The organism is Syntrophotalea acetylenivorans (genome assembly GCF_001887775.1).
Classification (GTDB): domain Bacteria; phylum Desulfobacterota; class Desulfuromonadia; order Desulfuromonadales; family Syntrophotaleaceae; genus Syntrophotalea_A; species Syntrophotalea_A acetylenivorans.
The window spans coordinates 2,522,749-2,537,547 of the sequence record NZ_CP015519.1; the positions used below are offsets into that span (position 1 = coordinate 2,522,749).

The following is a 14,799-nucleotide window of genomic DNA, read 5'->3' on the forward strand; positions in this document are numbered from 1 at the left end:
GGCTTTTACCGCAGAGGTCGCAGAGAAGAACAAATATCAGGGTCAAAGCATTTTGCCGGGTTACTTTGCGCTCTCTGCGGTGAATAGTTTTTTAGTCCTTAACTCCAACCTGTCAGTCAATAGGGGATGATGCCGCTGATAATCTCCCTTATCAGTTCGGTCGGTCGGATTCCTTCAAGAAATGCTGCATCGCTTAAAATCAAGCGATGACCGAGTACCTCGGCGGCGCAGGCATCGACATCTTCAAAAGAGACAAAATCGCGGCCCTCCAAAAATGCGTGTCCTTTGCAAAAAGCGATTAAATGTTCGCCGCCGCGAGGCGACACACCAACTGTGATGTATTTGCGGACCGCGCTGTTGGCGTGGATCGATTGGGGACGGGTGCGCAGGCAGATTTCTAAAAGGTAGTTAATGACCCGATCGGAGATGCTGACTTTGTCGGCCACATGGTTCTGCATGGCCAAAGCCTGCGTCGTCGTCAGTAACTGCGGTACGGCTTTTTGCAGAGCCTCGAAGTTGCGACTTTTTTTGTGCAGCAGCTGTGCTTCATCAGACTGCGCGGGGTAGGAGAGTTCGACCTTGGCGATAAAACGATCGAGTTGGGCTTCCGAAAGGGGATAGGTACCGAGTTGCTCCACCGGGTTCATGGTGGCCAGTACCATGAAAAGCTCGGGCAGCGGATGTTGGTCGCGATCGATGCTGACGACCTTTTCCTGCATGGCCTCGAGTAAGGCAGACTGGACCTTGGGTGCCGCGCGGTTGATTTCATCGGCCAGCAGAATGTTGCAGAACACCGGTCCCTGATTGAAGGAAAAGGTCGAAGTCGCCTGGTTATAGACGGTGGTCCCGGTGATGTCGCTGGGCAGTTTATCGGGAGTGAATTGGATGCGTTTGAAGGTTCCGCCGATCAGGCGGGCAAAGGTCGCTACAGTGAGGCTTTTAGCCAGGCCGGGAACCCCTTCGAGAAGGACGTGGCCCCTGGCCAGCAGGGCGCAGAAAATAGTCTGGATCATCCGCTGTTGACCGATGATTACCTTGCTGATTTCGGCTTCGGCCTGCTGCAATTGCCGGCGGAAGGATTCGCTTTGAGAGCGAGTATCGGTATCCGGGCTTTGGGCGGCAGAGGTCATGAATTCTATCCTCTCAAAAATCTGAGCTCGAACAGTCGATTTTTTGTTTCGGGCTGTTGAGCTCTACAACCTCCTAGAAGTATACAAATTTTTTGCGGTCCCGGATGATCAGGTGAAGAAAAAAGGGTCCGCCGAGTAGCGCGGTCAGCACACCGATGCGCAGCCCGCCACCGCCCCAAAGGCGTACCACGCAGTCTGAATAGACCACCAATGCGGCGCCGAGCATACCGGCTGCGGGTATTAGCATGCGGTTGTCCGAGCCGATGAAGCTGCGCATGATGTGTGGGGCGACCAGGCCGACGAAGCCGATCGCTCCGGCCACGGCGATAGCGCCGCCGGTGAGCATGGCGGCGAGAAACAATAGTACGCTGCGCGACCAGAAGACGTTGACTCCGAGGTTAGCGGCGATCTCCTCGCTGAGCATGATGATATTGAGATCGCGGGCATAGAGCAGGGAAGCCAGCGACCCGAGCAGGGCGATAATCAGTACAATCTGCACATGCTCCCAGGAGCGGTTGGTCAAATCACCCATCAGCCAGCCGACGATCTTGCGGGCCATGTCGAACTGATCCGTCGATAAAACTATAAGCAATGAGGTCATCGCGCTGAAAATGGCATTGAAGGCGATGCCTGCCAGCAACAGGGTGTAGCGGGAGGTCAGACCGCCGGTAGTGGCGATGAGCAGAACGATGAGCATGGAAAGAAAGGCGAATGTTACGGCAAAGGCCGGCACGGCATAGATATTTGTAGTTGCCAGTCCAAAATAGATGGCACTGACGGCTCCCAGGGCGGCGCCGGAACTGGTGCCGATCACTCCCGGACTGGCCATGGGGTTTTTAAAGATCCCCTGCATGATGGTGCCGGCACAGCCGAGGGCGAAACCGACCAGAGCTCCGGTCAGGGTACGGGGCACCCGGCCATACCAGATGATGGCTTCCGTAGCCGGGTCGGGAGCGGAGCCGAGGCCCAAGAGCTTGGCTGCCAGAACCTGAGTGATGTCGCTCAGGCCAATGTCCCAGGGGCCGAGACGCACCGAGAGAAACAGCCCTGCCAGTAAAATCAGCGCGGTTGTTATGAAAACGATGAAGCCGGCGGGGTGCCGGCGGCGGGAAGGGTGGTCATTCATAAATCAGTCCGGCCAAATAGTTAGTGCTCGCCACCAGATATTGGGAGGCGCTGAGCAGGTAGACGCTGGGGATCTTGCGGATGTTACGCTGGCGGATCGCCTTGGCCGAAGTCAGGATCGGGTTTTCGTAGAGCTGTTGGTCAAAGACGCTTTCCTCGGGCACGATGATCATATCGGGATTCCATTGCAGCAGCGTCTCATAGTCGACCTGTTTGAAATAGTCGATGCCTTTGGCGGTGGCGATATTGACCACGCCGAGCAGACGGCACATAGCGTCAAAGGTACTGTTGCGTCCGGCGACGTAGCCCATGTTGTCGTAATAGAGCACTGTCAGAGGGGGGCGGTCGCCCCGGCGGGATTCGGCATAGGCCTGAATCGCTTTGATTTTTTCCACCATGGTGTCGGTCAGTTGCCGGGCGCTGCGTTCTTCGCCGATCAGCTGCCCGATGAGCAGTATCTGTTCTTCAATTTGCTCCAGATTGCCGAAAAAACCCAGTTGTACGTTCGGCACCTTGGCCTGCTGCAGCTGGTGAAGAAAGTTGGCGTCGGAGTAGTAGGTGGTCAGCACCAGGTCTGGATGATGGCCGATGACGATTTCGGCATCATTGGTGCCGTAAGTCGGCAGATTCTCCGGCAGTTGGCCGGCAATAAATGAAAAACGTCGGTCCTTGCAGCTCTGATGGACAGCGATGATGCGCTGCCGCGGGCAGATAGCCCAGAGAATTTCTGTGAGGCCGATGGCCTGAGGGATGATACGCTGCGGCCGACGGAGGATAACCGTGCTGCGTTGTTCTTCCTGCACACTGTCGCGGGCGATGTCATAGGCCAGGTAGCGGTAGTCGACAGTGCGCGGAAAGGTCGTGGGGCCCACCGGTTCCGGTCGATAAGTATTGGTCAATGCACCCATCAGGGCGTCCATCTCCAGCGGGAAGCTCCTGACGGCAGTATCCTGCCCTGCAGTTGCAGCGCCGGCGGTCAGGATCAGCAAAAGAAGTCCCGCCAGAATGCAGCTAATAAAACAGCAGCGAGACTCCGCGGTCGCTGGGCATCTCCTCCACATCGACATGAAAAACCTCCTTGATCCGTTCCTGAGCAAAGGCCTCCAGGGTCGGCCCGTGAAAATAGACCCCACCTTGGTCCAGCATGGTGATTGTATCGCAATAGCGTCTGGCCAGTTCCAGATCATGAATGCTGATGAGGATCGTCTTGCCACCATTGCGCAGAGCGGTCAACAGCTTCATGATGTCGAGCTTGTGACGAATATCCAGGGCGCTGGTCGGTTCGTCCAGTAAAATCAACGGGGCTTCGGTGGCTAAAGCCCGGGCGATGTTAACCAGCTGCCCTTCACCCCCGGAGAGTTCGTTGACCCAGCGATCTCGTAATTCAACGGTTTCGGTGAGCTGCAGGGCGTCTTCAACGATATCCAAATCCCTCTGCCGCAATCCCTGCAGCCTTTGAAGGTGGGGATGGCGGCCCATGGCAATGAAGTCGGTCACGGAAATGGAAAAATCGACGCGAGTATCCTGCTGCACCAGGGTAACCAGCCGGCTGAGGGCCTTGCGACCGATGCGCTGGTAATCTTGACCGTCGATGAGCACCCGGCCGGTTTGGGGTTGCCAGATGCGGCAGAGGTTTTTCAGCAGGGTCGATTTGCCCGAGCCGTTCGGCCCGATAATGCCATGAATGCCACCGGCGGCAAATCCGGCGCAGATATCCCGCAGAATCGGCTGGCGGCCGATGGCGAAATGGAGGTTTTCGATCTTTAGTAAAGGCGGATGGTTCATGGAGATGCTTTCGGTTCGATCCAATTCAGTTTCCACGCCAGGGGCAGGGCAAACTTAGCCAGGGCAGTCAGCATCATGCCACCGATGACAATACCCCACATGACACCAGCATCCAAACGGTCTCTAAACAGACCGGTGACCAGGGTGGTTCCCCATAACAGGGTCAGTCCCAGAATTAGTTGGATGTTCTGCGACATGGCGTGAATGCCCCAGAAATTGTCCGATATCCGGCTCAATCGTCCATGGCGAATTTTGATCTCGATCAGCTTGAACCAGACCCGCCCTTCGGCCACCTGAGCCGAGCCGTCGCAGACATGGTGCAGCAGATAGAGCAGGATCAGCAGGTATTTACTGTAGTCAAAGGCGCCAAACAAGCCACTGAAAAAGGGCGGATAACAGAGTACCAGCATGATCGCACCCAGGGCCTGCCCTCCGCCGATCAGGGTCATAGCCCGAATCAACTTGGCCAGTTGTCTGCGCTGGTCGTGCAGACTCTCCAGATAATCGACGAAGACCGATACCTTAACACTGCTGACGAAGGTAATGCCAGGGTAGATGTACTTGGTGAGTACCCCGAGGATGGCAGCGACCTTGTATTCTCCCTCGGCCATGGAGAACATGGTGTAAAGGACCGCTCCTTCAAGGATACTCTTGCCGATGGTGTACATCAGGTTGCCGATTTCGCCAAACAGGTAAAATCGACTCAGGGTCAAAGCGTGCCCCCAGAGGCTGGTTTTATGCAACACGTCTCTGATTAAGCCATAGGAATGGTTTTCAGGAGGATGTTGATTCATAAGATCTCTATCAATGCAAAGACAATAAAGGAAAAAATAAGGGGCCCAAAGGACCCCTTATTTTTAATACAGCAGTTTGCACATGCAGGTTACATCGCCTTCAGCAGTTTGACGGTTTCTTGCGCCGCTTTGGCTGGAGGCAGCCCGGTATCCGAAATGCCGGAGATGACCTTGGTGACGTCGTGGTCGACGGCGCCGGCTTTTTGCCAGGTGGCCGGAGCGACCCGGGTGATGTAGGCGGAGAAGGCGTGATGGCCGCTGCCCGGGCGTTCACCGATGATATGGATGATGGCCTTGGGCGCTTTTTCGGCGCTCTTGTTATACAGTACTTCACCGCATTTGTAGCCGGCGCGGACTCGGCCGTTGGTGACCACGACATATTCTTTGCTCGAGGTCATGCCGGCCTTCTGCAGTTCGGCGCGCAATTCCTGAATAAAGGGCATCAAGTGACCTTCATCCATGATTGCCTTGGAGTTCAGCCCGTCGGAAATCACGATCTGTACATCAGGAGCTTTCTGACCATCCCAACTATTGCGTAACTTTTCCAAAGTTGCCACGGCGGCTTCATTCAACTCTTCGCCACTGCTCGGATGAGCCACATAGTCCTCACGGTCGGCGGATTTTGTTGCGATGCTGACGGCATTGGGAATGGTGGCGATGAACTCGGGTGTGAACTCGGCCCACAGGCTGACTTTGGCATCGTCATAGAGGGCACGCATCTGTTTGTCGGTTTCCGGTTCAAGATCCCAGATGTTTTCGCCGTAGCCGAGGGCCAACGGCACACTGCGGGCCAGAACCTGATCAATTTTCTGCTGACCTTCGGCATAGACTTCTTTCATCGGCCGGTTGTCGCCCTTGGCCAAACGGTACTGGTAGTAGACCCAGAGGGTGTCTCCAAAGTGTTCCGTTGGTTTGCCGTCCTGGTCGATGATCTCGATCTTCTTGAAGAAGTCCCACATGGCGTCGTCGATTTTGAAACCGAACTTCTCACGCAGCCGGACATGATCCTGGTAACCGGTGGTCAGATAGCTGAGCATCGGATCGTTTTTGGTCGGCAGGGCCATCAGGTAGCCCGGATTGGCCGGAGCAATCTGGTTCTGGCACCAGTCGAGGTCGTCAAGAGTGACGGGCATGTGCAGGGTCGAGCAGATATCGAGGCCGATGATCAGGCCGTGCAATTTGCCCATGACGATATCTTCGAGGCAGCAACGGACCAGCTGTTCGCGGGTTTTAAAGACCTCGGGGCCGATAAAGCCGGCCACATCGTTAAGATGGACCCAGGCGCCCTGACCGTCGGTCTGGGCCGCGGCTACCTGCTGCTTGAGGGCACGGGCGAAGCCGTACTTACGGGATTCATGGACCACCATGTCGAAGCCTTTGCCATGGCCGTTGGTAAAATCGGCGCCCTGGCCGGTTTCGAAGTAGAGGCCGTATTTACCGGTGCGCATTTTTGCGTAGTCCATCATTTTTTCTAAAGTCAGGTCGAAGGTCTTGTTGGCGTCCACGACGCCGGCCAGGCTCTGGAACCAGATAGCGGTTGAGCCGGGGTTGTTTTTTTCTACTTCGGCTTGAACATCGATATGGGACAGCACGCACCAGGGATTGTTTTTATCAACACCGAAGGTTTGCATGACGTCCCGCAAGGCCAATTCAACAGCTTCGACGTTGTGTGGCTGGCTGTCGACGGGGTTGGTGCCGACGATCAGATCGCCGACTGCGAAAGAGTAGGCGTTAAAAACCTGCCAGACGATATCATCGATATTGTCCGTCGGGGAGTTGGGCTGGATTCGAGCGCTGAGGTAGCCCTTTGCGCCGATTTTGGAGCCGGGCAGAGGGTTAAAGACCGTTTGGCCGATGCGAATCAATTCGTCGTTGGACATGAGTTTGACCACGTTGCCGATGATATCACTGTGGAGACCGTACATGATCCCTTTGATCTCGGCTTCGGATTTGGTCAGCAAGAAGGTTTTCAGCTCACCCATGGTCCAGTTTTTCACCTTGGCATATTGGGCCGGATCGGTGGTATCCATGATCAGCTTGTCCTGCGCGTCGACGAATAACGACTTAGCCAGCAGATCTTTGATCTTGGTACTGGCCAGCAAACTGCGGGCATTTTCCCGGCTGGCTTCGTCGTCGGCGGCCACACCGATGGCCTCATCCCCTTCTTTGAAAGCACTGGCGGCCCCGATAACCTGTTGGTAGAGGGTCTGGTCGAACCCCTCTTTTGTTCTTTCTACATAACTGAAGACATCTTCACCCGGTTGAATGTTGCTGATAGTTACTGCGCCGACGGTCGAGGCGAGAAAAGCTACAGCCATTCCGCAGGCGAGAGCGATCAGCACCTTACTTCTTTTTCGCATGGCGTTCCTCCGTTTTGCGCTGTGAACGTGTGGCCTGAAGAGCCTGGAGATTTATTTTCCTTGGCGTTCAGCCCTCGGATAATCAATGGTCCTGCCTGTCGTGGGTTAAACAGCGGCAGGAGCCGATTATGGTCTGTTTTTTTTGGCTTCCTGCCACATGGCACCGAAGGCCTGTTCGGTTTCTTCGGTCATTACCCGCCACAGGGCCACGGTTTTGAAGTAGTCGTTGTCGCCGACATGGAACATGGATTTTTCTTTATCGCTGAGGGTTTGGCCGGGATCGGTGATAACCGGCGAGACCCCCTGGGATTTCACTACGTCGGCCTGTTGTTTTTCAGCGAGCATGAAGTTGATCCATTCTTCGGCCAACTGTTTGGTCAGGCCCTTGGCGCCGGCACCGATATACCAGGCATCGATCCAGGCACTGCCTCCTTCCTTCGGTGCGGCCAGCAACCAGTTGCCTCCCTGGATGTTGGCTTGCTGGGCGGCAAATCCCCAGGTAGTGGCCAGAGCCAGTTCGGGAAACTCTGCCGGGTTGGCGGCCCCATCCCAGAGGCTCTTTGCGTTCTTGGCTAACAGGTCAAGTTGTTTTTGAACTTTGGCGCGGTCCAAATTGTCAATGTCGAAAATATCGTCGTAGGAATAGCCGAGGGCCAGAGCGGTAATCCAGACATTAACTTTAGGAAAATTATTGTTGATCGTGTATTTGCCGGCGAACGCCGGATCCCAAAGTATATTCCAGCTATCAGGGGCCGTTCCTACCTGATCGGCATTGTAGGCCAGTCCGTAGGGGCCGCAATTGTAAGGAACACCGTAGCGGCGGCCATCATAAATAGGGGTGGTGTCGTTGCGGAAAACCGGTAGCATCTTTTTCAAGTTGGGGATGTTATTAATGTCCACCGGCTGCAGATAGGGATTGCTCTCGTCATAGCTATAGAAGCGAGGAGTTTTCGGCAGTTCGATGGGCGGTGAGATGAGGTCGGCCGTATCGTTTTGCACCGCCAGGAAGAATTCATCCTGGTCCGTGGGGTTGTGGACGCTCAGTGCGACATCGACCTGATATTTTTCTTTTACCAGAGCTTTGAACTCCGCTTCATAAGGCTTGGCATAACCGGCCCAGCAGGTGATGCGCAAGGTGGTTTTTTCCTCCTCGGCCTGTTTCTGTTTGCAGCCCGGTGTCATCAATAGGGTCATGGTGGCCAGCACGCACGCCATGGCGATGATTGCTTTCCAGAGAACTTTTTCCATGTGTTCCTCCCGTCTTGTTTGCCTTTGTTGCCGAGTTTTGCGGCCCGGCTGCGAAACAGGCCTTTTTCGGATTGTTCGGAGTTGGTCTAGCTTGGCGGCTTGCAGCGCAAGGAGTTACGGAGAGGAGAAGCTGAACTCCTCTCCGACTCACCAGTAAATTGCAGACAGCTCTTCTTCCATCAGGAGACGATGTCGCGACTCCGGGTTTAGAAGGTAAAGGTCAGGTTCAAGGCTCCTGCCGTTTCGGTGTCGATGCCATCGCTATTAACACCACTCTTGGCGGCGCTGCTGATGCCCGAAGAGAAGATGAAGATCGGGCTGATGGTCAGCTGATCGGTGAGGGCATAATCGAGGCTCGCGCTCAGCTCGTAGTTGTGCCAGCCGGCGTAGTCGTCAACGGTTCCGTCAGCATGCTGGTTGTAGGACACCAGAGCGCCGAGATTAAGGGTGGTTTTATCCATCCATTGGCCAAGGTCGATACTGTGGCTGATGTCCAGGCTGTAGAAGAGGCCGTCTTCTTCCGCGGCATCCCAGTCCCAGGAAACCTTCAGGTTTGGTGACAGCAGAGTATTGAGTGTGGCGGTGACAAACAGTTCATTGGTGTCTTCCGTAACGCCGAACTGATCGTTGTCAAGAGAATACCAGATGTCGCCGATACTCATCGAGATCATGTCCCCCAGATCAAAGGCATAGGTCAAGATAACGTCCGTTTCGTTCAGCTCTCCGGAATCGAAATTTGGACCGCTTTTCAATTGCCAGTTGTGCCAGGTGCTGAGGGTCCAGCCACTGGCGATGCTCAGGTCGATGCCGGCTTGGATGGTGGGCCGGCTGTCGCTCAGGTTGAAGCCGCGCCACATGTACTTGTCCCAGATGCCGGCATAGACGTCTCCTTCAACTTCGATTGCAGCCTGCGAACTGACGGTAAAGGTACTTCCGAGCAGCAGGACGGCAATCAGCATAAGTGCTAACTTTTTCATCTCTTTACCTCCATAAAATATTGTCTGACCACACCTGTCGCAGGACCTTCCTGGGCAAGCTTGGCCGTTAAAAGATGTGATTGTTCGCCTTTGGCAAGCAGCCACATCTAAAAATCTAGCGTAAAAGATGGATTTTTAAAGGTAATGTTTAAATTAATTTTCAGGAGCTTGGTCAGGATGTGTTATCTGGGAGCGGGAGCAGCTTTAAGATCAATCAGCGGGAATTTCAGAGCAGAAGTTGGCGGATTTGAAAGGGGCGCCCCGGCCGGGTCAAATAGAGAAAGAGGACCAGGCGGCCTTCGGGGAGCTGGGGTTGATGATGAAGCCTGGCCGCTAAATGTTGAACCTTGATGCCCCGGCCCTTCAAGGCGGCCACGATGCGCTGCATCTTTGCACGAACCCGCAGCCTGTCCGAGTCGGTCAGCGTGGTATCGAGATAATCGGGCGCTTTCTCCTGGGGGATGCGCTCGCTGATTGCCAGGTCCCAGCCAAGACACTCGCCGAGTCGCGCGCGAAGCTGGCCGGTGAAAGAGGCGTTTACAAAGGTCCATAATTGGTTGAAGAGATCCCGCTGGGAGAGGGGGCGGCGAAACAGCCCCTGGCGTCGCCAGAACGACTCCAGTTGCTCCAGCCCGCTGCTTAAAGAGCCGCAAGCCTCACTCAGGGCCGTCAGAAAGTGGTGGCCTCGGTCCGTGTTGATGGTCAGATCGAGCAACCGGCCGATCCCCTGCAGGCGCTCCAGTTCGGTGAAACTGAGATCCTGAGTAGCCAGTACGCTATAGGGCGGATGGGGGTCGAAACTTATACCGTGCCGTGCCGCATCGTGCCGCAGGGGAGCGCCGGGCAGCAGCTTGACCGGTTCGAGTTGCAGATGATGGGGGCGCAGGGCGGCGACCCGGTCGATGGAGGCAAGGAAATCTCCATAGTCTTCTCCCGGCAGGCCGGCAATAAGATCGAGATGGAGGTGGATATTTCCCATTTGGCGCAGGCGGCGAACATTTTGTTCCAGCAGTTCCAGCGCGGCAGGGCGGTCGATGGTGCGCAAAGTCTCGGGTAAGGTCGACTGGACGCCGATTTCGAACTGGAAGGTGTCTTTGGGCACCGTTGCGAGAAGTTCCAGGGTTTTTTCATCGAGCAAGTGGCCGCCGATTTCAAAATGAAAGTGGCTGCTGTGGTTGTGCTGCAGGATAAAGGCAAAGATGCGGCGAGCTCTCTTGGGGTCGTAATTGAAGGTGCGGTCGACCAGCTTGACCTTCGCAACCCGCCTGTCCATGAGCAGCTTCAGGTCCTGTTCGATACGGGCCATGGAATAGGACCGCACCCTTTGGTCGAGGGCGCTCATGCAAAAAGCACAACGATAGGGGCAGCCGCGGCTGGTTTCCAGATAGACAAAGCCGCGTCCCAGGTCCATCAGGCCCAATTGCAGTGGCGAAGGGATGGCATCCAGGTCGGTCAGCAATGGGCCGTCGGGATTTTCGCAAATACGGTCGCCGTCGCGCCAGGTCAGCCGCGGCACCTGCGTTGGTGCCAGGCCTTGCTGCCAGGCTTCAAGCAACCCGTGCAAGGGGAGTTCGCCTTCCCCGCGAATTAAGGCACTGATGCCGAAGTGCGTCTCCAGTAGCTCCGGCCCTTCGAAACTAACTTCCGGGCCGCCCAGCACGATCCTTAGGTTCGGTCTGGCCGTGACCAGCGCGTCCGCCAGCTCCAAGGTCTGGCGCCGATTCCAGAGATAGACGGAAAAGGCAATGACCTCAGGTTCTTCGGCCAGCAGGGAGCCGAGGACCTGCTCTTTCGGTTCGTGAACGGTGAACTCGCGGATTCGCAAATCGTTACAGATGTCTTGGCAATAGGCCCCAAGCAGCGGCAAGGCCAGGCTGGCATGGATATATTTACTGTGCAGGGTGGTGAGTACGATTCGCATGGCCACAGCATAACCAAGCTGCCTTGGCAAACAAAGAGCTATTTTGCCTTCTTTGACGGCGATTGCTCTGTTTAAGGCCCTGTGCTATGCTGGCGTCCGGCGCAACACACTAATAAATAAACAAAAAAGGTTTTCTGTATGGCTCAGGGTAAAACTATTCTTGCGGTAGTAGCGGACCAGGACGGTCAGGTGTTCGAACACCCCGAGCTGCTCATGGTCGGTATGAACGGTCTGCACAGTCGCCGGCCCCATTTGTCAGAGTTGATTCCGCTGCCCGAGGGCAGTCGGTTATTTACGGTGCCCGAGACGCCGCCGATGGGTTTCGATCCGGGCCAAGGCAAGGCCGTGACGCTGCGTAAGCTGCCCCGATCCCTCGGCGGCGGTCGGGTGCAGGCGGTATCGGCTTTTCTCACCCCCGGATTTATGCGGACACTGCTGCCCGCTGCCGATTATGGGCAGAAGCGGGTACAGTTGCCCCTGTGGTCTTACACTGCGGTCGGCTGGTGTGTTGAGGAAGAGCGGTTTTACGCTGCCGCGGTGCGGGTCGATCGTAACAACCAATGGCAGCCCGATCACTTTGATGATCGCCAATTGGATCCTCTGGTGCGGCAGATGCTCAAGGAACAGCCAGGCAACCGGCTGCTTGAGCAGTTGGCCCGCTGTGCCCTCGACTATCATTGCTTCGCGGCCAAAAACCTGTTCTTTCGCCGCTGGGAGGCCCCGCTGCCGACCTCGCCCCAATGCAATGCCCGTTGTCTCGGTTGCATTTCTCTACAGGAGGCACCCGAGTGCTGCCCGTCGAGCCAGGAACGTATCACCTTCGTGCCGACCGTCGAAGAGTTGACCAGCATCGCCGTTCCTCATCTGGAACAGGCTGAAAATGCCATTGTCTCTTTTGGTCAAGGCTGCGAGGGGGACCCTATTCTGCAAGCTGATACCATCTGTGCAGCGGTGAAGGCGATGCGGGCCCGTACTGCGAGGGGCACCATCAACTTTAATTCCAATGCTTCCGACCCGGCAGCCGTTGAGCGCTTGGCCGAGGCGGGCATCGATTCGCTGCGGGTCTCGATGAATTCGGTGCAGGAACGCTTTTACAATGCGTATCACCGGCCCTGTGGCTATTCTTTCGCCGATGTGCGCGAGTCGATTCGCCGCGCTAAACAGGCGGGGCTTTTTACCATGCTCAATTATCTGGTCTTCCCGGGTATCACCGATCGTGAGGACGAAGTCGAACAGCTGATCGAGCTGGTGGAGGAGACGGGTGTCGACCTGATACAGATGCGTAACCTGAGCATCGATCCGGATCTTTACTGGAGCACGCTGGGCGCCAGTGGCCAAGGTATGGGGATGGCCAAGATGCTGGATCGGGTCAAAAAACAGATTCCGCGTCTACAGTACGGCTACTTTAATCGTACACGGGATAATTTATATCCACCCGGTTTTGAGAGCGACTGGCCTTTGGCCCCTTAAGCGGATTTGTCCAGGGATATCATGCGTTTTTACCGGCCGAAATCTTTTCTGGCGTTGGTGTTGATCGGTTTTGCCGTGGTGGCTCTGCCCCTGTTGCTGGCGTTGATTAATGCTGAACTCTTTATGGCGCGACTGGCGGAGCGGAGCAGTCAGGCCATTCACCGTTCGGTGGCAGTGATTCAGAACAGTCGCAGTTTGCTGGACGAATTGCTGTTCCTGGAGCGCCGGGCCCGCCAATATCAAGTGCTCGGCGAGCCGGAGCTGTTGCAGGATATTACCGAAAAACACCACCAGTTTGGTCGGACTATCGACCAGTTGTCGAACCTGGCCCAGGAAGAAGCTCAAAAGAAGCGGCTTCAGGTCCTTAAATCCGAAGAAAAGGCTCTGTACCAACTCTGGCTCAGTGGCTCGCCCGATGATGCGCCTGCCGGCAAATCCCTGGTGGAACGATTTGCCCTGTTGACCAGCCGGGCCAAATTGATTTATGAGGAAAGTCAGGAACTGATCGTGGAGGAAGCCAACGCCATGCAGGAAGCGACCCACCAGGCCCGTAAGATTCTGGCGTGGTTGCCTCTGATCCTGGTTCTGGTGACAACCCTGATTATGTCCCTGTTCGCATCTTTGATTGCCAAGCCGATTCGGCAGATCGCCCAGTGCATCAATCGACTTGGCGAGGGAGACTTTCAGCAACCGATTCGAGTCGGAGGTCCGCGGGATCTGGAATTTCTTGGTTGCCGCCTCGACTGGTTGCGCGTGCGCCTCGGGGAGGTGGAGAAGGATAAGAGTAAATTCGTGGCTCATGTCTCTCATGAGCTGAAAACTCCCCTGTCTTCAATTCGCGAGGGATCGGAGCTTCTTGCTGAAGAAGCTGTCGGACCCCTTAGCGAACAACAGCGGGAGGTGGTCGGTATCTTGCGTCGCAATGGCCTGCAGTTACAAAAACTCATCGACAATTTACTCGGATACAGCAGGGCCCAGGCCAAGGTTTTGCCTTATCGTCGTAGTCAGCTCGATCTTGATCAGCTGGTCGAGTCCGTCGTTGCCGATCACCGTGCCATGATCTTAAAAAAAGAAATTCAATTGCAACTCGATCTAGCGGCGCTGCGAATTTGGGGCGACTCAGAGCGGTTGGGAGTTGTTGTCGACAATCTGCTGTCCAACGCTGTGAAATTCACTCCTCCCGGCGGTGATATTTTGGTAAGGCTTGTCGGACAGGGTAATCAGGTTTTGCTGGAAGTAAGTGATAGCGGCCCGGGGATTCCCGAGGAAGAACGGGCGAAAATTTACCGGCCATTCTACCAGGGAGATACGCCCTATGTGGGGCCGGTAAAAGGAACCGGTCTCGGGTTGTCTATCGTCAAGGAATATGTGCAGGATCATGGTGGTCGTATTGAACAGACAAGTGGTTCTTTAGGCGGTGCCTGCTTTCAAATATTGTTGCCACGAGGGGAAAGAGAGAACAGACCATGATAGGCTATTTAAGAAAGGTCACGGTTTTGCTGCTGTTCGGCCTTGGACTGCTGTTGAGCGGTTGTGCCGGACTGGGGCAATGGGTCGATTCAACCTGGTCCGCCAGCATCGGTTGCAATGCTTCGCAGGTGGTCAGCGATAGCCGCCATATTGCGATTTTGCCGGAGGCTGAACAGCGCCGCCAGGTGCGCAAGCTGCAAGCGGCTTACGAAAAGTCCGGTGGGGACCGGGAGCGATTCTTGCTAGCTTGTCTGGCGGTACATCCAAAAAGTCGCTACCAAAACCATGACAGGGCATTGCAGCTGTTGCAGGGATATCGGCATCGTACCGGACCCCGAGAGGATCTGCTTGCGTTAGCCGAGTTGCTTGAGACGCTGTTGCTTCAAAAGCAGCAGGCCGAGCAGGTTCTGTCTGCCGAGCGGGAGCGATCCAATTCTTTGGCCAGCAAGCTCAAGGCCTTGGAAGATATCGAAAAAATTATCCAGGAGAGGGAGAAGAAGGCTTTGCCTTCACCCTGAA

12 protein-coding genes are annotated in these 14,799 nt (G+C 55.6%); 3 read left to right on the forward strand and 9 right to left on the reverse strand.

Annotation, left to right across the window (positions count from 1 at the left end; all coding sequences use genetic code 11):
- Positions 1-116 precede the first annotated feature (116 nt).
- The 9 genes from A7E78_RS11585 to A7E78_RS11625 all read right to left on the reverse strand — a co-directional run bounded on the left by A7E78_RS11585 (position 117) and on the right by A7E78_RS11625 (position 11,340).
- Positions 117-1,130, reverse strand: a complete 1,014-nt coding sequence (locus A7E78_RS11585; protein WP_072284439.1) for an AAA family ATPase — start codon at positions 1,128-1,130, stop codon at positions 117-119.
- 73 nt (positions 1,131-1,203) lie between these two features.
- Entirely contained in the window at positions 1,204-2,256 is a 1,053-nt protein-coding gene (locus tag A7E78_RS11590; protein WP_072284440.1) for a FecCD family ABC transporter permease, read from the reverse strand.
- Positions 2,249-3,244 carry an ABC transporter substrate-binding protein gene (locus tag A7E78_RS11595; RefSeq protein ID WP_158516108.1) on the reverse strand — a complete coding sequence of 332 codons (996 nt, stop codon included), beginning with the start codon at positions 3,242-3,244 and terminating at the stop codon, positions 2,249-2,251. The genes A7E78_RS11590 and A7E78_RS11595 overlap by 8 nt, the downstream gene beginning before the upstream one ends.
- A gap of 22 nt (positions 3,245-3,266) precedes the next feature.
- Positions 3,267-4,064 carry an ABC transporter ATP-binding protein gene (locus A7E78_RS11600; RefSeq protein ID WP_235606742.1) on the reverse strand — a complete coding sequence of 266 codons (798 nt, stop codon included), beginning with the start codon at positions 4,062-4,064 and terminating at the stop codon, positions 3,267-3,269.
- Positions 4,037-4,834, reverse strand: coding sequence for a hypothetical protein (locus A7E78_RS11605; protein ID WP_072284443.1), 798 nt, complete (start codon positions 4,832-4,834; stop codon positions 4,037-4,039). The genes A7E78_RS11600 and A7E78_RS11605 overlap by 28 nt, the downstream gene beginning before the upstream one ends.
- Before the next feature lie 89 nt (positions 4,835-4,923).
- A complete protein-coding gene (eutB, locus tag A7E78_RS11610; protein WP_072284444.1) occupies positions 4,924-7,194 on the reverse strand; it encodes an ethanolamine ammonia-lyase subunit EutB in 2,271 nt (756 codons plus the stop codon).
- Between the two features lie 126 nt (positions 7,195-7,320).
- On the reverse strand, positions 7,321-8,442 hold the full coding sequence (locus A7E78_RS11615) for an ABC transporter substrate-binding protein (RefSeq protein WP_072284445.1): 1,122 nt from the start codon (positions 8,440-8,442) through the stop codon (positions 7,321-7,323).
- Between the two features lie 206 nt (positions 8,443-8,648).
- The gene (locus tag A7E78_RS11620) at positions 8,649-9,419 is read right to left on the reverse strand and encodes a TorF family putative porin (RefSeq protein ID WP_072284446.1); all 771 of its coding nucleotides are present in this window, start codon (positions 9,417-9,419) and stop codon (positions 8,649-8,651) included.
- A gap of 226 nt (positions 9,420-9,645) precedes the next feature.
- On the reverse strand, positions 9,646-11,340 hold the full coding sequence (locus A7E78_RS11625) for a B12-binding domain-containing radical SAM protein (protein ID WP_072285141.1): 1,695 nt from the start codon (positions 11,338-11,340) through the stop codon (positions 9,646-9,648).
- A gap of 138 nt (positions 11,341-11,478) precedes the next feature.
- Here A7E78_RS11625 and A7E78_RS11630 point away from each other — a divergent pair, with 138 nt between their 5' ends.
- From A7E78_RS11630 to A7E78_RS11640, 3 genes are read left to right on the forward strand one after another with little or no spacing between them, the layout of a single operon-like run.
- Positions 11,479-12,810 (forward strand): radical SAM family protein, encoded by a 1,332-nt coding sequence (locus A7E78_RS11630; RefSeq protein WP_072284447.1) that lies wholly within the window; start codon positions 11,479-11,481, stop codon positions 12,808-12,810.
- Between the two features lie 21 nt (positions 12,811-12,831).
- On the forward strand, positions 12,832-14,280 hold the full coding sequence (locus tag A7E78_RS11635) for a HAMP domain-containing sensor histidine kinase (protein ID WP_072284448.1): 1,449 nt from the start codon (positions 12,832-12,834) through the stop codon (positions 14,278-14,280).
- Positions 14,277-14,798 carry a hypothetical protein gene (locus A7E78_RS11640; protein ID WP_072284449.1) on the forward strand — a complete coding sequence of 174 codons (522 nt, stop codon included), beginning with the start codon at positions 14,277-14,279 and terminating at the stop codon, positions 14,796-14,798. The genes A7E78_RS11635 and A7E78_RS11640 overlap by 4 nt, the downstream gene beginning before the upstream one ends.
- Position 14,799 lies beyond the last annotated feature (1 nt).

Excerpts from the sequence above, each read along its gene's own strand:
- A7E78_RS11585 (WP_072284439.1), bottom strand. The coding sequence starts at position 1,130 with ATGACCTCTGCCGCCCAAAGCCCGGATACCGATACTCGCTCTCAAAGC.
- A7E78_RS11590 (WP_072284440.1), bottom strand. The coding sequence starts at position 2,256 with ATGAATGACCACCCTTCCCGCCGCCGGCACCCCGCCGGCTTCATCGTT.
- A7E78_RS11605 (WP_072284443.1), bottom strand. The coding sequence starts at position 4,834 with ATGAATCAACATCCTCCTGAAAACCATTCCTATGGCTTAATCAGAGAC.
- eutB (WP_072284444.1), bottom strand. The coding sequence starts at position 7,194 with ATGCGAAAAAGAAGTAAGGTGCTGATCGCTCTCGCCTGCGGAATGGCT.
- A7E78_RS11615 (WP_072284445.1), bottom strand. The coding sequence starts at position 8,442 with ATGGAAAAAGTTCTCTGGAAAGCAATCATCGCCATGGCGTGCGTGCTG.
- A7E78_RS11620 (WP_072284446.1), bottom strand. The coding sequence starts at position 9,419 with ATGAAAAAGTTAGCACTTATGCTGATTGCCGTCCTGCTGCTCGGAAGT.
- A7E78_RS11625 (WP_072285141.1), bottom strand. The coding sequence starts at position 11,340 with ATGCGAATCGTACTCACCACCCTGCACAGTAAATATATCCATGCCAGC.
- A7E78_RS11630 (WP_072284447.1), top strand. The coding sequence starts at position 11,479 with ATGGCTCAGGGTAAAACTATTCTTGCGGTAGTAGCGGACCAGGACGGT.
- A7E78_RS11635 (WP_072284448.1), top strand. The coding sequence starts at position 12,832 with ATGCGTTTTTACCGGCCGAAATCTTTTCTGGCGTTGGTGTTGATCGGT.
- A7E78_RS11640 (WP_072284449.1), top strand. The coding sequence starts at position 14,277 with ATGATAGGCTATTTAAGAAAGGTCACGGTTTTGCTGCTGTTCGGCCTT.